At 63.9% G+C, this 23,325-nt stretch carries 21 protein-coding genes and 1 tRNA gene; 14 read left to right on the plus strand and 8 right to left on the minus strand.

All coding sequences use genetic code 11. The features are described from left to right. Positions 1-97: 97 nt before the first annotated feature. Together ACDK93_RS09395 and ACDK93_RS09400 are read left to right on the plus strand one after the other, a co-directional pair. Entirely contained in the window at positions 98-1,576 is a 1,479-nt protein-coding gene (locus ACDK93_RS09395) for an ATP-binding protein (RefSeq protein ID WP_458068223.1), read from the plus strand. 1 nt (position 1,577) lies between these two features. Continuing rightward, complete coding sequence (locus ACDK93_RS09400; RefSeq protein ID WP_458068224.1) at positions 1,578-2,264, plus strand: response regulator; 687 nt, start codon at positions 1,578-1,580, stop codon at positions 2,262-2,264. Between the two features lie 33 nt (positions 2,265-2,297). Here ACDK93_RS09400 and ACDK93_RS09405 read toward each other — a convergent pair whose 3' ends face one another. Further along, entirely contained in the window at positions 2,298-3,584 is a 1,287-nt protein-coding gene (locus ACDK93_RS09405) for an NRAMP family divalent metal transporter (RefSeq protein ID WP_458068225.1), read from the minus strand. 198 nt (positions 3,585-3,782) lie between these two features. Here ACDK93_RS09405 and ACDK93_RS09410 point away from each other — a divergent pair, with 198 nt between their 5' ends. After that, the gene (locus ACDK93_RS09410; protein WP_458068226.1) at positions 3,783-3,968 is read left to right on the plus strand and encodes a DUF3606 domain-containing protein; all 186 of its coding nucleotides are present in this window, start codon (positions 3,783-3,785) and stop codon (positions 3,966-3,968) included. A 117-nt stretch (positions 3,969-4,085) separates the two neighbouring features. On the opposite strand, the gene ACDK93_RS09415 is transcribed toward ACDK93_RS09410, so the two are convergent. The 3 genes from ACDK93_RS09415 to ACDK93_RS09425 all read right to left on the minus strand — a co-directional run bounded on the left by ACDK93_RS09415 (position 4,086) and on the right by ACDK93_RS09425 (position 7,397). Next, positions 4,086-4,487 (minus strand): hypothetical protein, encoded by a 402-nt coding sequence (locus ACDK93_RS09415; protein WP_458068227.1) that lies wholly within the window; start codon positions 4,485-4,487, stop codon positions 4,086-4,088. A gap of 115 nt (positions 4,488-4,602) precedes the next feature. Further along, positions 4,603-5,826: a cation:proton antiporter gene (locus ACDK93_RS09420; protein WP_458068228.1), complete on the minus strand. Its 1,224-nt coding sequence runs from the start codon at positions 5,824-5,826 to the stop codon at positions 4,603-4,605. Positions 5,827-5,918: 92 nt separating this feature from the next. Beyond that, entirely contained in the window at positions 5,919-7,397 is a 1,479-nt protein-coding gene (locus ACDK93_RS09425; protein ID WP_458068229.1) for an MFS transporter, read from the minus strand. 161 nt (positions 7,398-7,558) lie between these two features. Here ACDK93_RS09425 and ligA point away from each other — a divergent pair, with 161 nt between their 5' ends. From ligA to gloA2, 3 genes are read left to right on the plus strand one after another with little or no spacing between them, the layout of a single operon-like run. Then, on the plus strand, positions 7,559-9,958 hold the full coding sequence (gene ligA, locus ACDK93_RS09430) for an NAD-dependent DNA ligase LigA (RefSeq protein ID WP_458068230.1): 2,400 nt from the start codon (positions 7,559-7,561) through the stop codon (positions 9,956-9,958). Beyond that, positions 9,955-10,920 carry an EF-P lysine aminoacylase EpmA gene (gene epmA, locus ACDK93_RS09435; protein ID WP_458068231.1) on the plus strand — a complete coding sequence of 322 codons (966 nt, stop codon included), beginning with the start codon at positions 9,955-9,957 and terminating at the stop codon, positions 10,918-10,920. The genes ligA and epmA overlap by 4 nt, the downstream gene beginning before the upstream one ends. Before the next feature lie 6 nt (positions 10,921-10,926). Then, a complete protein-coding gene (gloA2, locus tag ACDK93_RS09440; RefSeq protein ID WP_458068232.1) occupies positions 10,927-11,340 on the plus strand; it encodes an SMU1112c/YaeR family gloxylase I-like metalloprotein in 414 nt (137 codons plus the stop codon). 9 nt (positions 11,341-11,349) lie between these two features. Here the strand turns inward: gloA2 and ACDK93_RS09445 are convergent, their stop codons facing one another. Further along, the gene (locus tag ACDK93_RS09445) at positions 11,350-13,233 is read right to left on the minus strand and encodes a DUF1302 domain-containing protein (protein WP_458068233.1); all 1,884 of its coding nucleotides are present in this window, start codon (positions 13,231-13,233) and stop codon (positions 11,350-11,352) included. 177 nt (positions 13,234-13,410) lie between these two features. Between ACDK93_RS09445 and ACDK93_RS09450 the strand changes: the two genes are divergently transcribed. Continuing rightward, positions 13,411-14,721, plus strand: coding sequence for an MFS transporter (locus ACDK93_RS09450; protein ID WP_458068234.1), 1,311 nt, complete (start codon positions 13,411-13,413; stop codon positions 14,719-14,721). Between the two features lie 3 nt (positions 14,722-14,724). Here the strand turns inward: ACDK93_RS09450 and ACDK93_RS09455 are convergent, their stop codons facing one another. Continuing rightward, positions 14,725-15,411, minus strand: a complete 687-nt coding sequence (locus tag ACDK93_RS09455; RefSeq protein ID WP_458068235.1) for a DUF2461 domain-containing protein — start codon at positions 15,409-15,411, stop codon at positions 14,725-14,727. A gap of 88 nt (positions 15,412-15,499) precedes the next feature. Further along, a complete protein-coding gene (gene sbcB / locus ACDK93_RS09460; RefSeq protein WP_458068236.1) occupies positions 15,500-16,936 on the minus strand; it encodes an exodeoxyribonuclease I in 1,437 nt (478 codons plus the stop codon). Positions 16,937-17,072: 136 nt separating this feature from the next. On the opposite strand from sbcB, the gene orn reads away from it, so the two are divergent. From orn to ACDK93_RS09480, 4 genes are all read left to right on the plus strand, one after another. Then, on the plus strand, positions 17,073-17,639 hold the full coding sequence (orn, locus tag ACDK93_RS09465) for an oligoribonuclease (protein ID WP_458068237.1): 567 nt from the start codon (positions 17,073-17,075) through the stop codon (positions 17,637-17,639). 45 nt (positions 17,640-17,684) lie between these two features. Further along, positions 17,685-18,623 (plus strand): dihydropteroate synthase, encoded by a 939-nt coding sequence (gene folP / locus ACDK93_RS09470; RefSeq protein ID WP_458068238.1) that lies wholly within the window; start codon positions 17,685-17,687, stop codon positions 18,621-18,623. A 63-nt stretch (positions 18,624-18,686) separates the two neighbouring features. After that, positions 18,687-20,054, plus strand: a complete 1,368-nt coding sequence (glmM, locus tag ACDK93_RS09475; RefSeq protein ID WP_458068239.1) for a phosphoglucosamine mutase — start codon at positions 18,687-18,689, stop codon at positions 20,052-20,054. Then, positions 20,051-20,983: an isopenicillin N synthase family dioxygenase gene (locus ACDK93_RS09480; RefSeq protein ID WP_458068240.1), complete on the plus strand. Its 933-nt coding sequence runs from the start codon at positions 20,051-20,053 to the stop codon at positions 20,981-20,983. Before glmM ends, ACDK93_RS09480 begins: the two co-directional genes overlap by 4 nt. A 36-nt stretch (positions 20,984-21,019) precedes the next feature. On the opposite strand, the gene ACDK93_RS09485 is transcribed toward ACDK93_RS09480, so the two are convergent. Further along, the gene (locus tag ACDK93_RS09485; RefSeq protein ID WP_458068241.1) at positions 21,020-21,829 is read right to left on the minus strand and encodes an SDR family NAD(P)-dependent oxidoreductase; all 810 of its coding nucleotides are present in this window, start codon (positions 21,827-21,829) and stop codon (positions 21,020-21,022) included. A gap of 124 nt (positions 21,830-21,953) precedes the next feature. Between ACDK93_RS09485 and tpiA the strand changes: the two genes are divergently transcribed. From tpiA to ACDK93_RS09500, 3 genes are all read left to right on the plus strand, one after another. Beyond that, positions 21,954-22,718, plus strand: coding sequence for a triose-phosphate isomerase (gene tpiA / locus ACDK93_RS09490; protein WP_458068242.1), 765 nt, complete (start codon positions 21,954-21,956; stop codon positions 22,716-22,718). An 8-nt stretch (positions 22,719-22,726) separates the two neighbouring features. After that, the gene (secG, locus tag ACDK93_RS09495) at positions 22,727-23,176 is read left to right on the plus strand and encodes a preprotein translocase subunit SecG (protein WP_458068243.1); all 450 of its coding nucleotides are present in this window, start codon (positions 22,727-22,729) and stop codon (positions 23,174-23,176) included. 38 nt (positions 23,177-23,214) lie between these two features. Next, positions 23,215-23,299 (plus strand) — tRNA-Leu (locus ACDK93_RS09500). Positions 23,300-23,325 lie beyond the last annotated feature (26 nt).

Here is a 23,325-nt window from a genome sequence, read left to right on the forward strand (position 1 = left end):
CCAACCCGGCAGACGCCACGATGCAATCCCACTTCGCAGGAATTATGCAGGGATTGCGGACGCGCACTTTCGGACAGCGGGTTATCCTGCAACGTCAATGACAATATCGACCACCGCCTTGCCTTCTCGACCACCGCGCAGCCGCTGGCGTCTGCGCGTGGTGCACAAGCTGTTTCTGCTGCTGGCGCTGACGATTGTGCTGGCGCTCGGCACGCTGGGCAGTATCACCATCCTCAATCTCCGCAGCGGCTTTGTGGCCTACGTCAACACGCTGGACCTGGCACGCTTGGCGCCGCTGGCGCAGGAGCTGGATCAGCGTGCCGATGCGGCGCAGGGTTTCGACGGCTTGCGCGACCGTGCAAGCTGGGACGCGCTGCTGCATCGATTACTGGAACCCTGGCCGCCGCGCGGTCCGCGGGCGAATCGGGCGCCCCCTCCGCTCGCGCCGGAACCTCCGCATCGTGCGCCGGGTGGAGACGATGGCGCACCGCCTCCGCCGGCGCTGCCGCCGCGGGTCTCGCTACTCGACGCGCAGCATCGCTGGATCATCGGCGCGCCGCTGCGGGCCGACGCCCTGCAGCGACCGTTGCAGCAAAACGGGGTACTGGTCGGCTGGCTGGCGCTGCAGCCGCTTACGCATACGGTAGAAACCCGTGACACCGATTTTCTGTCGGCGCAGATTCGCGACATGGCACTGCTGGCTGGCATGCTGGTGCTGCTTGCGCTCGGCGTGGCCTGGATCTTCGCCCGCCATCTGCTGGCGCCGCTGCGCGACGTGGAGCAGTCGGCCGATCAGCTGGCCAGCGGCAGCTATGGCCAGCATCTGGAAACATCGCGGCGCGACGAGCTCGGCGATCTGGTCAGGCATATCAACCGATTGAGCAGCGCGCTGCAGGCGAACGAGAGCGTCCGTCGGCGCTGGATCGCGGACATCTCGCATGAGTTGCGCACGCCGCTGTCGATCGTGCGTGGCGAGATCGAGGCCATGCAGGACGGCGTGCGCGTCGCCGACGCGGGCGGCCTGCGATCGCTGCACGAAGAAGTGATGCGGCTTGATCGCCTGGTCGACGATCTGCACCAGCTGTCTATGGCCGACCTGGGCTCGCTCAGCCATCGGCCGCAGCTGCTCGATATCGCCGAGCTGATTGGCACGGCTTGCACGAGTCTTGAGCCGATCGCGCGCGAAGCGCAGCTGACGATCGAGCGTGATCTGTCTTCGGCACTGGTGCGGGTCGATCCCGACCGCGTGCGTCAGCTGATCGACAATGTGATCGGCAACAGCCTGCGCTACAGCGATCGCGGCGGACGAGTGCGCATCAGCACGGCAACCCACGCACACGCGGTCGAGATGATCGTCGACGACACGCCGCCTGGCGTGGATGCCGGTTCGCTTGAGCGCCTGTTCGAGCCGCTTTATCGCGGCGAAGCGTCACGCGATCGCAAACGCGGCGGCAGCGGTCTGGGTCTGGCGATTGCCCAGCGGATTGCAGCAGCGCACGACGGCACGCTGCGCGCGTTGCCGTCACCGCTTGGCGGCCTGCGCATCGTTTTGACTTTGCCCCTGGCACAACGTTGACATGGCGCACAACCAGCACGTCCTTATAGCTGAAGACGAGCCCAAGATCGCGGCCCTTCTCAGCGAGTATCTGCAGGGGGCCGGTTACCTCGCATCGATCGTCGAGGAGGGCAATCGTGTGCTGCCTGCGATCGAGCAAAGGCGTCCCGATCTGCTTTTGCTTGATGTCATGCTGCCCGGGATGGACGGCTTGCAGGTGCTGCGCGAGTTGCGCAAGAGCAGCCAGCTGCCGGTGATCATGCTGACCGCGCGGGTGGAGGAGATCGACCGCCTCCTGGGTCTGGAATTCGGCGCCGATGACTATGTCTGCAAGCCTTTCAGCCCGCGTGAGGTGGTGGCGCGCGTGCGTGCGCTGCTGCGGCGAAGCAGCGGCGTGGTGGCGACCAATCCTTTCGTGGTGGACGAGTCGACACAGCGCATTCTGGTAGGCGGCAGGGCGTTGCCTTTGACCACGACGGAGTACCGGCTCATGCAGACGCTGGTGGCTCATCCCGGCCGGGTATATTCCCGCGATCAGTTGCTGGATCTGATGCATGACGACCTGCGCGACGTCACCGACCGCGCGGTCGACAGCCACATTCGAAACCTGCGCCGAAAACTCGATGATCTCGTACCCGGCGGGCCTTTTGTCCATTCGGTCTACGGCGCCGGCTACCGTTTCGAGCTACCCGAATCCGCTGCCGGTTGACCGGTCGGCTGCCGGCACTGCACCAGCTCTAATCTAGTCACCCCATGTCACGAACATCACAATCGCTGCGGCTGCCATGGTTGCCGTGGCCAGCCAGCCGAAGAGTTTCAGCGGCAACGGCATGGTGAAATCACCCATGACCCTGGCCTGCGATCCCATCAGCATCATCACGATCATCAGCGGTACGGCGACCACCCCGTTGATCACGGCGCTCCAGTACAGCGCCTTGATCGGATCCAGCGGCGTCAGGTTAAGGGCGACGCCCGCGACACTGGCCACGACGAGCACGGCATAGAAGAATTTCGCCTCGCGCATTTTGTGTTGCAGGCCGCTTAGCTTGCCGAACGCACCGGCCGCGGCGTAGGCCGTGGCACCGGCAAGTATCGGAACAGCCAGCAGCCCGGTGCCGATGATGCCCGCAGCGAACAACGCGAATGCCAGATTGCCGGCGAGCGGGCGTAGCGCTTCGGCGGCTTGCGACGATGACTGGATGTCCAGCCTGCCGTGTGCATGCAGCACTACCGCCGCCGTGAGGATGATGAAGAACGCGATGACGTTGGAAAAAATCATGCCGACGGAGGTGTCGATACCCACGCGGCGCAAGGTGCTCGGCGCCTGCAGGGGTGCCAGCAGCAGCGGTCTGCGATCCGTACTTGCTTCAATCTCCTCCACCTCCTGCGCCGCCTGCCAGCAAAAGAGATACGGGCTGATCGTCGTGCCCAGCAGCGCGACAAGTCCCACTGCGTATCTGGCATTCCACGTCACCGGCGGAATGACGATGCTTTTCAGCACGGGCAGCCACGGCACGTGGATAACCATCACCGTGCCTACATAGGCGAACAGGCTGAGCGTGAGCAGTTTCAGAAAGGGCGAATAGCGCGCGAATGGAATGAATACCTGAAGCACCAGCGATAGCAGGGCAAACCCGCCCGCATAGATCAGTGCCGGCCCGCCAATCAGCAGTTTCAGTGCCGCGCCCATGGCGCCGATGTCGGCGGCAAGATTGATGACGTTGGCTGCGAAGATGGACACCACCAGTGCGTAGACCAGCTTGCGCGGATAGTAGGCGCGGATGCCGTCCATCAGGCCGTGACCGGTCACGCAACCGATGCCCGCACTGATCGCCTGAATGGCGATCATCAGCGGCATGGTGAACAAAATGCACCACAGCATGCCGTAGCCGAACGCGGCGCCGACCTGGGAGTACGTGGCGATGCCGCTGGGATCGTCGTCCGCGGCACCGGTAATCAGGCCGGCGCTCAAATTGCGCCACACCGGTACGCCCGGTTTGCCCTTTCTGCGTTCCGCGAGTGTGTCCATGGGGCGGGTTTCCTGCGCGACGGCACAACGTGCGCGATGCGGAGCATCGCATACCCGCACACCGGCTCGGAATTTATTTCATGCCATTCAGGCTCGACGCCTGATCGAAGCGGTTTGCCCGACGCTTAACGTATCGACCACGGGCATTTCATTTTCCGGCAGGCAAGGTGTTGAAGTATTTTCAAGCGGGTACAGCCGATGACAGAACACATCCAACTGCGTAATCGTCCAAGCCGCGCCTTATGGTGCCGGCGGTTCCGATGCACCGACAGCGAGCTGCTAGAGGCCGTGCGCGCCATCCATAGCACCGACTCGACCGACATCGGCATCTACCTTTTGACACGACGCGCACTGGAAGCGTTCAGGGTCCCCAAAGCAGCATGAAACACGCGGATTGTTGCGCAGAATGCGCAATCGATCGGCGCAAGAAATACGCCCCGGCTGGGGCGTTTTTTATGAGGCCATCCCAAAGAGACTTGCGGTCTTGCGGTACAGCCTGACTCAGCGGATGCGGGTGATGTTGCCATTCCGATCGAGCTGCACAATGTCGCCGGCGCGAATGCCGCTGGCATCCTTCACCTGCACATTGTTGTAGCCGCCGTCGCCCATGCGCATCCGCACCAGATAGCTCTCGCTGCTGCCGCCCTTGCCGATCTGGTTGCACAGCACACCGCCGGCGACCGCGCCGATGATGGCTCCGGCCACGCCGTAGTTGCTGCCCTGAGTGATATTGCGCTCCACGCTCCGCACCGTGCCGCACTGGTCGCAGCGCAGATGGATGCCGTCCTGTCGGACCATCACACCGCTGGCATCCGAGCTGGCGCTTGCTGCGCCGATGCCGCCGATGCCGCCGAGCCTCAAGGCTTCGGCGAGGGAAAAGGAAAACAGCAGTCTGATGTTCACGGCGAGTCCGGAATTGAAGATGACACGCTGCTGTGGCAGCGCTGTCAGTCCAGTCACTCCAGCGGAATCGCCCGCCAATCTGGCGCGGTCTTTTTCGGCCTCACGGCGCGTTACGTCATGAAGCGGCGTTGGCATCGCTGGGCGGTGAATTGCCGTTCAAATCGCCGTCACTGGCCGATCGCTTCAACAGCCACGCCAGCACCGGAGGCGTCACCATCGCGGTGAGCAGCGACATGGCCACGATGATGGCGTAGATGCGGTTGTTGAACACGCCAGCGGTCAGGCCGAGGCTGGCGATCACCACGCCGACTTCACCTCGCGGCACCATGCCAAAACCGACGATGGTGGCGCTGCGCCGGCCCAGCGACAGCGAGCCCAGCCAGCCGCCGATCAGCTTGGAGACTATGGCGATCAGGGTGATCACCGCCAGCATGATCAGCGCGTCCGCACTGGCCAGTTCGTGCAGATCGATCTTGCTGCCGGTTACCACGAAGAAAAACGGCGTCAGCAGCGCCAGCAACGGCATGGTCTGTTTTTCCAGCGTCTGCCGCTGCTGCGTTTCCGACGCGATCATGCCGGCCAGGAAGGCGCCGATGATCGCGGCCAGCCCGAACAGCGTGGAGAGATAGGCAAGCCCGAGGCACATCGCCAGCACGATCATCAGCGGCGAATGCGGATCGCGCGGCTTGTCCAGCCAGGTGGAATTCCAGCGCATCACGCGCGTGCCACCCCAGCCGATCACTGCGATAAACCCAACGGCGCCCACCAGCACTACCAGCAGATGTGTCGGGTCAAATCCGCCGCCGCCCTGCAGCGAGACAACCACGCCGAGCAGCAGCATCGCCAGGATGTCGTCGATCACGGCGGCGCCGAGAATCACCTTGCTCTCGATCCGCTGCAGCGCATGCAGCTCCTGCAGTACGCGGGCGGTGATGCCGGCCGAAGTCGCCACGAACGCCGCCGCTACGAACAGCGACTTGTCCCAGCTGAAGCCGCTACCGTGGGCCCACAGGCTGCCCATGACGAACGGCACGGCAACGCCCAGCACGCCGACCAGAAACGCCACCTTGCCGACCTTCTTCAAATCCTCCAGCCGCGTTTCCAGGCCAACGGAAAACAGCAGCAGCACCACGCCGATCTCGGCCAGCACGTCCAGCGGCGTGCCGATGGCGATCTGGTCCGGTGCGATAAGACCGAGCAGGGAAGGGCCGATCACGCAGCCGGCGGCGATCTCGCCGACCACGCCGGGCAGCTTCAGGCGCTGCGCGATTTCGCCGCCCAGCTGCGCGGCGATAAAAACGACGAAGAGGGTAAACAGGATGTCGCTGGCATGCTGCATGCGGTGCGCTCAGGCTGTCTTCGAAAGCACCATGCTACATCGACCGTCGCGCGACGTTGGCCACATTGTGCACCAATCGAACAATGCGCAGATCAGCGCACCGCGACCGAACCGCCGAGCGGCCTGTCCTTCGGCAGCCGGCTGAAGATGCGGCTGGCGATCGCGGTGATGCCGCCGAGCAAGACCACCGTCCAGCGGAAGGCGACGATGTACTGCTCGTGCGCATGGCCCTGCAGCAGCGCTTCCATCAACAGCGTGGCCAGCGCGATGCCGAAACTCATCGCCAGATACTGCGCGGTCGAGGCCATCGACGACGCCATCGAGGCATATTTGATATCGAGGTCGTTGTAGATCAGCGTGTTCATCGCCGTGTACTGCATGCCGGTGCAGGCGCCGTAGACGAAGACCAGCAGCGCGGTAGCCCACATCGGCGTGCTCGGCCCGAGCAGGGCGAACATCGCCATCAGCACCGAGGCGATCAGCGTGTTGCCAAACAGGAGGCGGCGATAGCCCAGATAGATCAGGGCGCGGTTGATCGCCCACTTCGCGCTGATCGACCCGAGCGCCTGCGGCACCATCATCAGGCCGGCCATCAGCGGCGACCAGCCGCAGCCAACCTGCAGAAACAGCACCAGCAGCAGAAACATGCCGGAGATGCCGAGCCGGGTGAACAGGCCGCCGGCCAGCGCCACCCATACGCTGCGCACGCGCAGCAGGGTGAGGTCGGCGACCGGAAATTCTGTGCGTTGGCTGTGCCACACGTAGACCGCACCCAGCAGCAGCGCCAGCAGCGTGCACAGGCCGATGTGGCCCCACGGCACCGGCGTGCTGCCGGCCAGTTCCGAGGCGGTAAGCAGCATGGCCGACGCGGCAGCAAACATCAGAAAGCCGGTGAGGTCGAAGCGATTGGCATGATCGAGCCGGTAGTCCGGCATGTTGCGCCGGTTCATCCACACCCCGGCCATCGCTACCGGCACGTTGATCAGAAAGATCAGCCGCCACGAGGTGAACTCGACCAGCGCGCCGCCGAGCAGCGGACCGAGCACCGAGCCGAGCAGTCCGAAAGTCGCCACCGTGCTCATGGCGCGAACGAATTCACGCTTCTCGATGCTGCGCACCAGCACATAGCGGCCCACCGGCATCAGCGACGCGCCGCCCACACCTTGCAACACGCGCGCCGCGACCAGCTCGGGCAGCGTCTGTGCCAGGCCGCACAGCAACGAACCGGTGCCGAACACGATGATGGCGAGACCGAACACACGCCGCGTTCCCAGGCGGTCGCACAGCCAGGGGCTGGCCGGAATCAGGATCGCCAGCGTCAGCACGTAGCTGGTGAGCGCCGTGCGCATGCCCAGCGGCGTGACGCTCAGCGCGTTCGCCATCGCCGGCACCGCGGTGTTGACCACGGTGGAATCCAGCGATTGCATGAAAAACGCGGCTGCCACCAGCCACAGCAGGCCGCGATAGCGCTCGCGGGTGGATATCTCCTGCACCACCTCCGACACCGAGGCAGGCTCGGCGACTGTGGCGACGGCAGCGCGCGTCTCTGCAGTGGCGGCATCGGGTGACATGACCTTGCAATGGTAGCTGCTGTGACAGTTTGATCCTCGTGAAACATCGTTCAGACGTGAGGCCAGTGGCAGCTGCGCCGAGGTGCCGCGCGGCTCCGAATACCTGCCGGTCATCCGAAAGGCGCCGGTATCGTTAAACTTGGAGGCCCCAGGAGATTTGCATGACCGAACGCCCAGCCTTTGCCGATTCCGCTGCGCGCGCCGCTGCGCTGCGGGAGCTGATCGAGCAGGCCAACCATCGCTATCACGTGCTCGACGACCCGCAGATGCCGGACGCCGAATACGACCGGCTGATGCGCGAACTCGAAGCGCTGGAAGCCGATCATCCCGACCTGGCCACGCCCGATTCCCCGACCCGCCGCGTCGGTGCCCGCGCGAAAGGTGGCTTTGCCGAGGTGCGTCATGCGCTGCCAATGCTGTCGCTGGGCAACGCGTTCGAACAGGACGGCGAGAGCGAGCGTGAGCGTTTCCACGAAGTCGCCGAATTCGAGCGCCGCATCGAGCAGACCCTGGATCGGCGCGAGCCGGTATTTTCGGTCGAGCCCAAGCTCGACGGTCTGGCGATCAGCCTGCGCTACGAGCACGGTGTTTTCGTGCAGGGCGCCACGCGCGGCGACGGCGAAACCGGTGAGGATGTCACCGCCAATCTGCGCACGGTGCGCGCCATTCCGTTGAAGCTTCGCGGCCAAGGCTGGCCGACGGTGCTGGAAGTGCGCGGCGAAGTGATCATGCTGCGCAAGGATTTCGAGAGCTTCAACGAACGCGCCCGCGCCAACGATGAAAAGCCGCTGGCCAATCCGCGCAACGGCGCGGCCGGCTCCCTGCGCCAGCTCGACCCGGCCATTACGGCGAAGCGGCGGCTGAGCTTTTTTGCGTATGCCATCGGCGTGGTCGAAGGCGGTGAGCTGCCGCCGACGCACTCGCAGACGCTGCAGCAGCTGCGCGACTGGGGCTTTCCGGTATCGCCCGAGGTTGGCACAGCCAAAGGCTTCGATGGGCTCGTTGCCTACTTCCATCGTATAGGCGCCAAGCGCGATGCACTGCCGTACGACATCGACGGCGTGGTCTACAAGCTCGACGACTACGCCGGCCAGCGCGAGATGGGCTTCGTCTCGCGCGCGCCGCGCTGGGCGATCGCGCACAAGTTCCCCGCGCAGGAACAGCTGACGACGGTCGAAGCCATCGAAATCCAGATCGGCCGCACCGGCGCGGCGACGCCGGTCGCGCGTCTGGCGCCGGTGCAGGTGGCCGGCGTCATCGTCACCAACGCCACGCTGCACAACGCCGACCAGATCGCGCGGCTCGACGTGCGCGTGGGCGATACGGTGATCGTGCGCCGTGCGGGCGACGTCATTCCCGAAGTCGTACGCGTGATGGACGAGCTGCGGCCGGCGCACACGGTGCCGTGGGCGATGCCGACGCATTGTCCGGTCTGCGGCTCGCAGCTGCTGCGCGAGGAGGGCGCCGCCGCATTTCGCTGCTCCGGTGGCTTGATCTGCGCCGCGCAGCGCAAAGAGGCGTTGATTCATTTTGCCTCGCGCCGTGCAATGGATATCGAAGGTCTGGGCGAACGCTTCGTCGATGCGCTGGTGGAGCTCGACATCGTCAGGACGCCGGCCGACCTTTACGGACTTACCGTCGAACGCTTTATTGCCATGAAGCAGGCTATCGACGAACGCGATGGTACGACGCCGGAAACTGTCAAAGCGGGAAAGGTCGCGACCAAGTGGGCGGAGAATCTCGTCGAAGCGATTGAAGCGAGCAAGCAGTCGACGCTGCCGCGCTTTCTGTTTGCGCTGGGCATCATGCATATTGGCAAGAGCACGGCTAAGACGCTGGCCGCCTGGTTTGGCCGTCTGGATCTCGTGCGCGCGATGCCGGCGCCGATACTGCGCGTGCTGCCGGATATCGGCGACGAAGTGGCCAGCTCGATTGCCGGCTTTTTCGCGCAGCCGGGCAATGAAGCCGTCGTCGACGCGCTGCTGGCGGCGGGTATTACCTTCAGCGACGAAGCGTCGCCTTCGCCAAGGCTGCGCGAGCGGTTGGGCCTCGGCGTGTTGCTTGACGTCGCCGCTATCCCCAAGCTTGGCAGCAAGACCAAGAGTGGTGAACTGCTCGGCAAGCACTACGCGACGCTGGGTGACTTGAAGAAAGCGGGCTCGGTGCATTGGGTTGTCGCAGGCCTGCCATCGGCGGTAGCAACCAGCTTGCAGACGTTTCTTGACGATGACGACAACCTAGCCCGGCTCCGCGAGGTCGACGTGGCGATGCAGTCGCTCCTCGATGCCATTCCCCGAAGCGCCAACGTGCAAAAAGCGCCGCTTGAAGGGCAAACCGCGGTGCTGACCGGCACGCTGCCGACGCTGAGCCGCGAGGAGGCCAAAGAGCGGCTGGAGGCGCTCGGAGCGAAGGTGTCCGGATCGGTTTCGAAGAAGACGGATTTCGTTGTGGCCGGCGAAGCGGCCGGCTCCAAACTCGACAAGGCGCAGGAGCTTGGCGTGGCCGTGTGGGATGAAGCGCAGCTGCTGGCGCTGCTGGCCAAGCACGAGGCTACCGCGTGAAGTCCCGCAAGCTGACGCTGGCCGGGGCGCTGCAGCTGCGTGCGAGCATCTATGCGCTGATCCGCAGCTTTTTCGCCACGCGCAACGTGCTCGAAGTGGAAACGCCGATTCTCTCGGCGGCCGGCAACAGCGAGCCGAATATCCAGAGTTTCACCACGCGCTTCAGCGGACACGTCGACGCGGGCGAGGCGCAGCGCTGGCTGCGCACCTCGCCGGAATATCCGCTCAAGCGACTGCTCGCGGCAGGCATCGGCGACTGCTACGAGCTGGGCCGGGTCTTTCGCAACGGCGAGGCCGGCGGGCGGCATAATCCCGAGTTCACCATGCTGGAGTGGTACCGGGTTGGCTGGGATCATCGCCGCCTGATGGAAGAAACCATCACCCTGGTCGAGGCGGCGCTGGCCATGGTCGGGCGGCGCGCCGAGGTGCATATCGTCAGCTATCGCCAGCTGTTTCTCGACGAGCTCGGTATCGATCCCCTGCACGCACCGATCGACGAGCTGCGCGCGCCGCTGGCCGAATACTCGATCGATCCGGCCGGCCTCACGCGCGACGACTGGCTTGATCTGCTGATCACCCATCGGCTGCAGCCCGCGTTTTCGCGCGACCGCATTACGGTGATCCACGACTATCCCGCCACACAGTGCGCGCTGGCAAAAATCCGCGCCGGCGATCCGCCGCTGGCCGAGCGATTCGAGCTGTATCTGGGCCAGCACGAGGTGGCCAACGGCTATCACGAGCTCAACGACGCCGACGAGCAGCGCATGCGTTTCGAGCGCGACCAGGCGATACGCCGTGAGCGCGGTTTGCCCGAGTCACCGCTCGATCATCGGCTGCTGGCCACGCTGGATGAAATGCCCGACGCAGCCGGCGTTGCCATGGGCATCGAACGCCTGTTGATGTGTCTGGCCGACACCGATGCCATTGCCGACGTGCTGGCGATTCCGTTTCACGACGCGTAAGCGACGATGACGTCCACGCTCCAAGCCGCTTCGCTGCTGAAATCGATTCACCACGTCGCCATTATCTCTTCGCACTACCCGCGATCGCGCGCGTTCTACAGCGAAACGCTAGGTCTGCCGATCGTGCGCGAGGTGTATCGCGAGGCACGGCAGTCGTGGAAGTGCGATCTTGCGGTAGGCGACGGCGTACAGATCGAGCGGTTTTCTTTCCCCGATCCGCCGCCACGGCCGTCGCGCCCGGAGGCGCAAGGCCTGCGGCATCTGGCCTTCGTCGTCGACGATATCGAGGCGTCCATCGCCACGCTGTTGCAGCGTGGCGTGACCTGCGAGCCGGTTCGCGTCGATGAGTACACGGGCCGGCGATTTACCTTTTTTGCCGACCCGGACGATTTGCCGATCGAACTCTACGAAGCGGGCTGAATCGCCGGGCTAGAAATTCGCGCCGACGGCGAAGCTGAGAAAATCGTGATCCTTCAGCAGATCGTAGGGCGCATTGTCAACCCAGTTGGTATAGCTCAGCGTGGCAAAGTAGCGTTTGGCGTACTGCGCGGCGATGCTGATGGTGTACGGCTTGCGTCCCTGCACCAGCTGGTTGTCGACCGAGAAACCGTGCACGTCCTGGCCCCATGACAGCGAGGGCGACAGCGTCCAGCTGCCGGGTAATGAGTAGTTTAGTTGCCCCTTCAGGCGATAGCCCCAGGCCTGGCGGGTGTAATAACCCTGGCTTACGCAACCCTGCGGGTTTTGCACTGGCGAGCAGCTGCCGTCGCTGTACTGCGGCGAGAAGCCCCAGGCGAAGCCGCGGCCGTAACGCGCCTGCGACAGCGGCGGCAGGTTCACGTGACTCCAGACCGCTTCGCCACCGATCGTGGCAGTGTCGGCGCCCCACACGTCTTTGAATAGCCGCGTCGCGTTGATCTGCGCCTGCGTCTTGTCGAAGCGGTCATAGCCCTGCAAGGTGTCGCCGGGCAGCAGCACGGCCATGCGGCTGCCGATCGGGCCACCGTTGCGGGTGAGCGCGGCGAACATGTCGGCGGTATTGATCTGCACCGGTTGATCGGAGGTGTAGGAGACTTCCGCGGCGACTTTCCAGCCACCGAGATGCGTCGATGCCGAAAGGCCGGCAATATGGATGCCGTTCGGAAAGGCCCAGTAATCGGTGATGCCGGACAGGCGCTGCGACAGCGCGGCGTCCGCCGCCGGCACGCCTGCTGCCGTCAGCGTTGGAATCAGGCTGGTATTTTCGATCGCTGGATTGATCGTGGTGGCATCGAGATACGGCGCACGCGAATTGAGTCGCATGTAGTAAAGGCCAAAATCCGTACCGATGCTTTCGGCCTTGTAATGCAGCGACAGGCCGAACTGCCCGCTATTGCTGCCATGCAGATCGTTGCCGCGCGGAAGAATGCTGCCTACCGAATTCTGGTAACCGTCGCTCAGCCACTGGCCGGCACCTTTCGAATAGGCATTGAGCGGGTAATAGGCGTTGCTTTCGATGCCGGCACAGCCGCGGTCAATGCCAAGATCGCTGCCGGAAAAGAACGTGCCGCAGGGGTCGTATTCGTTCGGCCGCCACTTCCACTGGTAAAACCCTTCCACACTCAGCGGGCCATCGAACGTCAGCTTGCCCCACAGCATTTCTACCGGCAGCTGCGCCTCGGTGGACGGATCGGTGCCGGGGCGGTGCAGGGTGGTGTAGTCGGTGGGATTGACCTGGTTGATGTTCTGGACGAACAGATCCTCGCCCCACTTGATGCTCTGCTTGCCCACGCGCACGTCGAGGCCGGTGTTGTCGCCCATGTCGAAGTGATCGTAGACATAGGCGTTGAGAAACATGAAGCCGGAAAATTCGTTGCTGTGATCAAAGCCGCGATCGCTCAGCGGGCGGTTCGGCGTGAACCCGTTCGGCGTATTGCCCTGCGGCACGTCGCGGTTTTCCAGTGCGGCGTCGTACCAGGCGCGTGCGCTCACGTCGACGCCGAGATTGCCGTATTTCAGATCGACGCCGGTGACGATCTTGTAGAGGTTCGAGTAAACGTCGCCCTTGCCGTAATTGAGGTTGCCGTCGTCGGCAGTGTCCGCGCCGTCGCCGCCCTTGGGCCTGCCGTTGGACTCGAAGCCCTTGCCGACCAGATGCCTGGACGGATTACTGGTACGCATCGCTGCGCCAGCCACCAGGCGGGTATTCCATTCGCCAATAATGTCGCCGTTGGCGAGGGTAAAATTCTCTGCGTGCAGAGGCAGCGCGAAAGCCAGCAGCAAGCCGGCAGACAGGGTCGTGCGGCGAACGAGATTCTTCCGTGTGTGGTGCATGGCAGCAAAAACCGGTTGGCAGTCCAGACGGCTTTATAGCATCTCACTGTCACGACAGCTATCTCAGTTTTGGGCCGGCAAAACCCTCCGCACGAGTCTGCATGAGGCGGCTTTCTTGGGGCACGGATTGGTGTATGGTCGCCAGCGCCATCATTTCAAAAATCCGACGAGTCCTCGATGCCATTCGACACCCAAACCTCGCCATCACAGGTCGCCCGCCCACTGAACCGCAACGATGCGCGAACGCTGACGCTCTCGGCGCTGGGCGGGGCGCTCGAGTTCTACGACTTCGTGGTGTTCGTGTTTTTTGCAAAAGTGCTGGGCCAGCTTTTTTTCCCGGCCAGCGTCGAGCCCTGGCTGGCCCAGCTGCAGGTCTACGGCATCTTTGCCGCCGGTTATCTCGCGCGGCCGCTGGGCGGCATCGTGATGGCGCACTTCGGTGACAAGGCCGGGCGCAAAAAGATGTTTACCCTCAGCGTGTTTCTGATGGCGGTGCCGACGCTGGCGATCGGCCTGCTGCCGACCTACGCGCAGTTCGGTCTGCTGGCGCCGCTGCTCTTGCTGCTGCTGCGCATCGTGCAGGGCATCGCCATTGGTGGCGAGATTCCCGGCGCATGGGTGTTTGTCGCCGAGCATGCGCCGGTGGGGCGCGTTGGTTTTGCGTGCGCGGCGCTGACCTGCGGGCTGACTGCGGGCATCCTGATCGGCTCGCTGCTGGCCGCAGCGATAAGCAGGCACTACACGCCGGATCAGGTGCTGGCCTTTGCGTGGCGCATTCCGTTCGTGCTGGGCGGCGTGTTTGGTTTCATCGCGGTGTGGTTGCGCCGCTGGCTCAGTGAAACCCCGGTGTTTGCGTCCCTGCGCGAGCGCAAGCAGCTGGCGCAGGAGCTGCCGCTGAAAACGGTGGTGCGCAGCCATCTGGCCGGCGTGTGGCTGTCGGTGCTGGTGACCTGGATGCTGACCGCCGGCATCGTGGTGGTGATTCTGATGACGCCGACGCTGGTGCAGGTGAAATTTCATCTGGCGCCGGCGCTGGCCTTTGAAGGCAGCAGCATTGCCGCGCTGTGCCTGTGCTTCGGCTGTCTTGGCGGTGGCCTGCTGGTAGACCGCATCGGCCGCGGCTGGGCGCTGCTGCTGGGGTCACTGGCGCTGCTGGTGACCACGTATGCGCTGTATCTGGATCTGGCGGCGGGCGGCACGCATTTTCTGTTGCTGTACGCGATCGCCGGCCTCAGCGTGGGCGTGGTCGGCGTGGTGCCATCGGTGATGGTGGCTGCGTTTCCGCCGGCGATCCGCTTCACCGGCATTTCGTTTTCCTACAACATCGCGTACGCGATTTTCGGTGCGATCACGCCGCCGCTGATCGGCGTGCTGGCCGAGAAGCTCGGCCAGCTGGCGCCTGCGCATTATGTGGCCATCACCGCCGTGGTAGGCATGGGCGTGGCGATCTATCTGTTGAGCACTCGGCGCGAGTTCTACGAGCGCTAAACCTCAGAACTCAAGCTCCTGCGCGGCGCAGAGATAGTCGACCAGCGGCGAGACTTTTTTGTACGTCAATACGAGCCACGGCAGCAGCTCGTCGGAACAGGCGAGCGCCTCGTCGAAGTGTGCCGAGGCGACGAAATCCTTGCGCTTGAGGTCGTCGATCAGTTCGTGTGTGGGGTCGTATCCGCGCGGCGGGCGGCTCAGTGATTCGCCGCCCAGCGTCAGATGTTCGCGAAAGGCCTTGCTCTGCGTGGCGCGCTTCCATGTCGCCGGATTGTCCGCGATGAATTCGCGGATGTGTTTCAGCGCATCCGACTCCGGATGCCACATGCCGCCGCCGGCAAAGCAGTCGCCGGGCTGGATATGCATGTAAAACGAGGGCGCCGGAATCTCGTGACGGCGCTCGTGGAAAAACCGGGCGCCCTGCCACGATTTGTACGGCAGCTTGTTGTTGGAGAAACGCGTGTCGCGAAAGATGCGAAACAGCGAGCCGCCGTTCTTGCGCGGGTCGGCACGGTAGTGCGTGCTGATCTTCGCCAGCGGCGCCTGCAGGTCGGTAATGAGCTGCAGGAACGGCTCGCGCACATGGCGCTCGTAGTCGTCCTTGTGCGCATGAAACCACTCGCGGCTGTTGTGGTGATCCAGCGCGGCGAGAAAGCGAAAGGTGGCGGGCGTGAAGTAGGCTCTGGGCATGCGCGATCGTCGGACCGTAGTGAAGTAGTGAGATGGAGGGAATACTAAAGTTTGTCGTATGCGTCCTGCTTATGGCGCGAGCGGCGCCTTAGAGGCTTGCAGCAAGTTCTTCGCCCCAGGCCTGCAGCTGATCGAGCAGGCTGAGTTTGCCGTGCGCCTGAGGATCGATGCGCAGCTCGGCAATGCGGGCAAAGTATTCGTCCAGCGTCAGGCCGGTCAGCGAGGTATGCCGTGTCAGACGCGATGTGCGGAAAGCGTCCCAGCGCTCTCGCTCTTCGTCGTTGAGCGTCTGCGGCCAGTTCCGCGCGCGATAGCGAAAAAGCAGTTGGGCATAGCGCGCGTCGCGAAAGGGAAAGTGGCGTTCGCCCAATTGTTCGGGCGGCGTCGCTCGCACCTGGGCCAGCAGCTTCTTGTCGGCGTCGGGGAGAAAGCCGCCGCCGTAAAGCGCCAGCTCGGGATCATCCGGCGGCGGCAGCTCGGCCGCGCGCTGAAACACGCGGCGCAGTTTTTCGGTCAGCCCTTCGGCGGCGTGCAGCACGTCGCGGTGGGCGAGGCAGGCTTCCATATTCAGCTGCAGGCGATCGGTATCGATGCCCTGCAGTACCGACAGCGGCGCCAGCGCCGGTGCGTGATTGGCGCGCACGGTGCGCAGCGGAATGCGTTCGATGCCTTCCGGCAAGTCGGCGCGTGCGGTAAAAATGCGATCGGCGATCTCTTCTTCATCCAGCGCCAGCCAGGTCGCCGGGTCGGCGGCCAGGTCGTAGACAATCACCTCGCCCGCGCGGCTGGGATGCGGCGCCAGCGGCGCGATCACGGTGAGACAGTGCCGGCTGGCCGGATAGCGTGACGACACGTGAACCACCGGCGTCATGCCGATCACGTCGAGCATTTCGAATACTTTCTGTTTGCGCCGCAGGCCGTAGTACCAGTCCCACAGCCGCGGCTGGCGCACGCGGACCAGCCGGGCCAGGTCGATCAGCGCGTAGACGTCGGACAGCGCGTCGTGCGCGCGCTCCTGCGTCAGCTGGTTGGCGGTAGCCAGGTGCTCCAGCTTAAAACTGGGCGAGCCGTCGTCCCGCGTGGGCCAGACGATGCCTTCCGGTCGCAGCGCCTGGCACATGCGCACCAGATCGATGAGATCCCAGCGCGAATTGCCGTTTTCCCACTCGCGCCCGTAAGGCTCGTAGAAATTGCGGTACAGCATTTGCCGGGTGAACTCGTCATCGAAGCGCAGCGAGTTGTAGCCCACGCCGCAGGTGCCCGGGGCCGACAGCTGTTCGTGCACGCGGGCGGCGAACTCGCTCTCCAGCAGGCCTTCACGTTCGGCCAGCTGCGGCGTGATGCCGGTAATCATGCAGGCATCCGGATGCGGCGGCATTTCGCGCGAGGGCTTTCCGTAAAACATCACGGGCTCGCCGATAATCTCCAGTTCGAGCGTGGTGCGGATGCCGGCAAACTGCAGCGGGCGGTCGCGCCGCGCGTCGGCGCCGGAGGTTTCGTAGTCGTGCCAGAAGAAAGTCTGCATGACGTGAATCATCGCACGCGCCAAGGCGGTCGAAGCTCAACGGCACGTTTGTACGTATGTGGTTAAACGGGTCGGCACACGCATTTGCTGGGCAGATCGAGCAAGACTGATAAACTGGCTTTCCCAAGGAGCATGCATGAGCGTCGTGAACGAAGAAAACCTGATCTGGATCGATCTGGAAATGACCGGACTCGACACCGATAACGACTCGATTCTCGAGATTGCCACGGTGGTGACGGACAAGGATCTCAACGTGCTGGCCGAAGGCCCGGTGTTTGCCATTCGCCACGAGATCGACCGACTGGAGTCGATGGACAACTGGAATAGCAACCAGCATCACAAGTCCGGCCTGTGGCGGCAGGTGCTGAACTCCGAAACCGATCACGCAATGGCCGAGCAGGCGACGGTGGAGTTTTTGCGTGCGTGGGTGCCGCCGGGCAAGTCGCCGATGTGCGGCAACTCGATCTGCCAGGATCGCCGCTTCATGCACCGGCAGATGCCGCGGCTGGAGCGCTATTTCCATTACCGCAACCTCGACGTGTCCACGCTGAAGGAACTGGCTCGTCGCTGGGCGCCGAATGTGGCCAAGAGCTTCGGCAAGGAATCGGCGCACACCGCGCTGTCGGATATCCGCGATTCGATCGACGAGCTGCGCCACTATCGCCAGTTCATGGGCGAGCTTGGCGGTTTGTCCGCCGCGTGATCCACGCCAGCGCGTTGGCATCCATCGAAGGGCGAGGTAACGAACATGTCGGCTAATGCATTTTCTGCTGATCCATTCTCTTTGGACGCTTTCGCCACCGTGCTCGATTGCGCCGGTCGCCCGCTGCGGCTGGACCGTCCACGCGTGGTAGGCATCATCAACGTGACGCCGGATTCGTTTTCCGCCGACGGTCTGCACGGTCAGATCGAAGCGGCCGTAGCGCAGGGCCTGCGCATGGCGGACGAAGGTGCCGACATGCTCGATGTCGGCGGTGAATCCACCCGGCCTGGCGCCACCGAGGTATCCGTCGAGGAAGAGCTGCGTCGTGTGCTGCCGGTGATCGAACAGCTGATCGCACGCATCGCGTTGCCGATTGCCATCGACACCTCCAAGCCCGAGGTGATGCGCGCCGCCGTGGCCGCAGGCGCGGGGATGATCAACGACGTTTACGCGCTGCGCCGCGACGGTGCGCGCCGCGCCGCGGCCGACTTGGGCGTGCCGGTGTGCCTGATGCATATGCAGGGCGAGCCGGGCAGCATGCAGGCCGATCCACAGTACGATGACGTCGTCGCCGAGGTGCATCGCTTCCTCACCGATCAGCTGTTTTCCTGCGAGCTGGCGGGTATCGACAAGAAAAAGATCCTGGTCGACCCGGGTTTCGGCTTCGGCAAGACGCTGGAACATAACTTGGCCCTGCTCAGCGCGCTCGAACGTTTCAGTAATCTGGGCAGCGGCGTGTATGTCGGCCTGTCGCGCAAGGGCATGATCGGCACGCTTACTGGCAAGACCGTGCCAGCCGAGCGCGCGGCGGGATCAGCGGCAGCGGCGTTGATCGCCGCCCAGCGCGGCGCGCGCCTGGTGCGCGTGCACGACGTGGCGGCGACCGTCGACGCGCTTGCGGTGTGGCGTGGCGTGCATGCGATCGATGCCGTGCCCAAGCGCAGTGAAAAGACCGCCACGCCACGCTGGCCGGACGACGACTGAGCGGCGAGACCGGCGCGGCGCTATGCTGCCGGGTCTTTGAATGCCGTTGAACAGGGCGACACGATGAATCAGCGCAAGTATTTCGGCACGGACGGTATCCGCGGCCCGGTCGGTCACTGGCCGATCAGCGCGGACTTCATGCTGCGGCTGGGGCGCGCGATGGGCGCGGTTTTGGTGCGCGAGGGCAGGGATCGGCCCAGGGTGCTGATCGGCAAGGACACGCGTGTCTCCGGCTACATGTTCGAATCCGCGCTGGAGGCCGGCCTGGTCGCAGCCGGCGCCGACGTGGGCCTGCTTGGCCCGATGCCCACGCCGGCCGTCGCGTTCCTCACCCGCTCGCTGCGCGCCAGCGCCGGCATCGTGATCAGCGCCTCGCACAACGCGCATCACGATAACGGCATCAAATTTTTCTCGGCCCACGGCGAGAAGCTTTCCGATGCCGTGGAGCTGGCGATCGAGCAGGAGGTCGATGCGGACTTTGTCACCGTCGATTCCGAGCGCCTGGGCAAGGCCCGGCGCATCGACGACGCGGTGGCGCGCTACGCCGAGTTCTGCAAGGCCACGGTGCCGGAGGACTTCAGCCTGCGAGGCGTCAAGCTGGTCCTCGATTGTGCGCACGGCGCGACCTACCAGGTGGCGCCTAAGGTGTTCAGCGAAATGGGTGCCGAGGTCATTGTCATCGGTGACAAGCCGGATGGTTTCAATATCAACAGGCAGTTCGGCTCCACGCATCCGCAGGCGGTGCAGCAGGCCGTGCTCGCGCATGCGGCGGACATGGGCATGGCCTTCGACGGCGATGGTGACCGGCTGGTGCTGGTCGATCGCCAAGGCGCTCTGGCCGATGGCGACGACATTCTCTATGTGCTTGCGAACAGCCTGCACGCGCGCGGTTTGTTGAAAGGTCCGGTGGTCGGCACTTTGATGAGCAATTTCGGTCTGGAGCAGGCGTTGGCCCGGATCGACGTGCCGCTGGTCCGCGCCAACGTGGGCGATCGTTACGTGATGCAGCTGCTGCGCGAACGCGGTGGCCTGCTTGGTGGCGAAACATCGGGCCATATTCTTTGCCTCGATCGCGCCACCACGGGTGACGGCATCGTGGCGGCACTGGCCGTACTCGAGGCGCTTGCGCTGTCGGGCGAGGATCTGGCATCCGCGCGGAAGGGCCTGCACAAAATGCCGCAAATCATGCTCAACGTTCGCACCCAAGGCGCACGCGAAGCGATGGCGGGAACAGCGGTGCAGCAGGCGCTGGCGCAAGTGGAAGAAGCGCTGAGAGGCCGCGGTCGCGTGGTGCTGCGCGCTTCCGGCACCGAACCCCTGGTGCGTGTGACCGTGGAAGCGGAGGACGCCATCGAAGTGCGTGCGTTGGCCGAGCAGCTGGCCGACGTCGTAAAATCGGCGGCCCAAACCTATCTCGCAAACGTCTCATGAAGCAGGTTCCCACGCTCGACATTCGCCGCTACGACACCGACCGCGATGCCTTCGTGGCCGAACTGGGTGCGGCCTATCGCGAGTTCGGCTTTTGCTGCATCAGCGGTCACGGCATCGAGCGCGAGCTGATCGACAACGCGTACGAGGCCTTCAAGCGATTCTTTGCGTTGCCGGCCGATACCAAGATGAAGTATCACGTGCCCGGCAGCGGCGGTGCGCGAGGCTATACGCCATACAAGATCGAAACCGCAAAGGACAGCAAACACGCCGACCTGAAAGAGTTCTGGCATATCGGCCGCGAGATCGCGCGGGATTCGACCTTTGCCGACGTCATGCCGCCCAACCTATGGCCGGCCGAAGTGCCGGATTTCAAGCCACACGGCTACGCGCTCTATCAGGCGCTGGATCAGCTGGGTGCGCGCGTGCTTCACGCGCTGGCGCTGCATATCGGCCTGCCGGAACACTATTTCGACGACAAAATCGACCAGGGCAATTCGATTCTTCGGCCCATCCACTATCCGCCGATTACCCAGGACAACATCCCGAACGAGCGCGCCGGCGCGCACGAGGACATCAACTTCATCACTCTGCTCGTTGGCGCCAGCGCCGAAGGGCTCGAAGTTCTGAGCGAAGGCAAATGGCTGCCCGTCACCACCGAAGGCGACGCGATCGTGGTGAATATCGGCGACATGCTGCAGCGGCTGACCAACCACGTGTATCCGTCGACCTCGCATCGCGTGGTCAACCCACCGAACGCGAATGCGCGCAAGCCTCGTTACTCGGTGCCTTTTTTCCTGCATCCGAATCCGGACGTTGTGCTCGATCCGGTGCCCGAATGCATTACGCCGGACAACCCGAGCCGCTACGCCGAATCGATTACGTCGCACGAGTATCTGATGCAGCGACTGCGCGAGATCAAGCTGATCTAGGACAATCCGTTTGCGGCGCGCGTCGGCGAGTTGAGTTCAGTCGTGCCCGTTGCGATAGCGCTTGGACTGTTTGGCCGATAGCGCCAGTGCGAGCCGATCCGGCACCAGTTCGAACACGGCCTTGATAAAGCGATTGAGTTTGCCGGTGACGTGCACGGCGTCGCCGCGCTCCACCGCATCGATGCCTTGCCGCACCACTTCTTCCGCGCTCAGCCACATGAAACCGGGCAGTTTATTCATCTTCTCGCGCGTGCCGGTGACATCGTGGAATTCCGAAAGGGTAAAACCCGGACACAGCGCGCAGACGTTGACCCCGGCGGATTTGTTCTCCAACGCCAGGGATTGCGAAAACTTGGTCAGATAGGACTTCGTCGCGGCATACAGCGTGTGGCCGGAGGTGCCTGGCAGAAAGCCGGCCAGCGACGCCACGTTGATGATGCGGCCGTAACCGCGCTCGCGCATGCCAGGCAGCAGGCGGCGGGATAGTTCGGTCGGCGCTGTCAGCAGCACCTGCAGCGAATCGGCGTGCGTTTCCCACGGGCTGTCCACCAGCGCGCCGGGCACGCCGTAGCCGGCGTTGTTGATCAGCCAGTCCACCTTGATGCCACGCTCGTCCAGCGCAGCCAGCAGTTTTTGCGGCGTCGCCGGATCGGCAAGATCGCACGGCAGCACGGTGACAGCGCAGCGATACTTGTCTCGAAGTTCAGTCGCCAGCGCTTCGAGACGATCAGCGCGGCGGGCGGTGAGTACCAGATCGTGCCCACGCAAGGCGAGCTCGCGGGCAAAGGCTGCGCCAATGCCGGCCGAGGCGCCGGTGATCAGACTGACGGGGCGAGACGGTTTCATCGGTTGTTCCTGTGGAAATTGCTCATTTTTGTATGTATCTCTCGCAGGGTGCCATCGACGAGCGCGTTTGCCGATGATTCCTCCCGTGGGTAAGCTTGCGGTTTGACCGAAGCGGAAGCAAACCATGCGCACGAAACTCGTCGCCGGCAACTGGAAAATGCACGGCAGCCATTCGATGGCTGCTGCTTTAGTTGGCGAGATCGTCGCGGCGAAACCGGTGTCGATCGACGTGGCTGTTTTTCCGCCTTTCCCGTACATTGCCGCGCTGGCCGAGCAGCAGGGTGACGCCGGGCTGGCCCTGGGTGCGCAGGATCTCAGCGAGCACGAAGGGCAGGGCGCATATACGGGCGAGGTTTCGGCGGCCATGCTGCGCGACGTCGGCGCACAGTGGGTGCTGGTCGGTCATTCCGAGCGTCGTCATTACCACGGCGAAAGCGACGAGCTAGTCGCGCGCAAGTTCGCCGCCGCCCGCGCCGGCGGGCTGACGCCGATTCTCTGCGTCGGCGAAACCCTAGAACAGCACGAGGCGGGACAGGCGCAGGCCGTGATCGGCCGCCAGCTGCAGGCCGTGCTCAAGCTCAACGGCATCGCCAGCTTCGATACCGCAGTGATCGCCTACGAGCCGGTCTGGGCCATAGGAACGGGCCGCACCGCCTCACCGGAGCTGGCCCAGCAGGTGCATGCCTTCATTCGTAGCCAATTGGAAAAAGAAGATGTTATAATTTCGCGGCTAACAAGACTGCTTTACGGCGGTAGCGTCAAGGCGGCCAATGCCGCTGAACTATTCGCGCAAGCGGACGTGGATGGCGGGTTGATCGGGGGCGCCTCACTGGCTGCAGCTGATTTCCTCGGTATCTGCCACGCGGCGTATCAAGCGCAACAGGCCTAAAAGAAACCATGTTCGTTATTTTCAGCGTGTTCTACATCCTGATCGCGGCTGCCATGATCGTTCTGATCCTGTTGCAGAACGGCGCAGGTGCCGATGCCGGGTCCGGTTTCGGCAGCGGCGCGTCGGCGACGGTGTTCGGCGCACGCGGCTCGGCAACGTTCTTGACCCGGGCCACGGGCGTTCTGGCAACCCTGTTCTTTCTGCTGAGCCTCGGCATGGGCATTTACCTGCACGCCAACGGCCAGTCGCACGCCGCAGCTGCCGACCTGGGCGTGATGTCGGGGGTATCGGGAGCAGGCAAGGCCTCGTCGGCTGCGGCCACGCCAGCGGCGCCCGTCAACTCCGAGGTTCCCTCGGCTGCTCCGGCGACCCAGCCAGCGGCTCCGGTGAAGGCAGACAGTCAGGGTGAAGTACCGACGGCAAAAGATCCAGCCAAGGACGCGACGAAAAAGCACTAGGCAACAAAACTTAAGCAACAAAGCTGAGTAACACACCTGCCCAGGTGGCGGAACTGGTAGACGCACTACCTTGAGGTGGTAGCGACGCAAGTCGTAGGGGTTCGAGTCCCCTCTTGGGCACCAATGATTGATCCTGAACTGTTTGTGAT

The sequence above is a fragment of the Rhodanobacter sp. BL-MT-08 genome, from assembly GCF_054161255.1.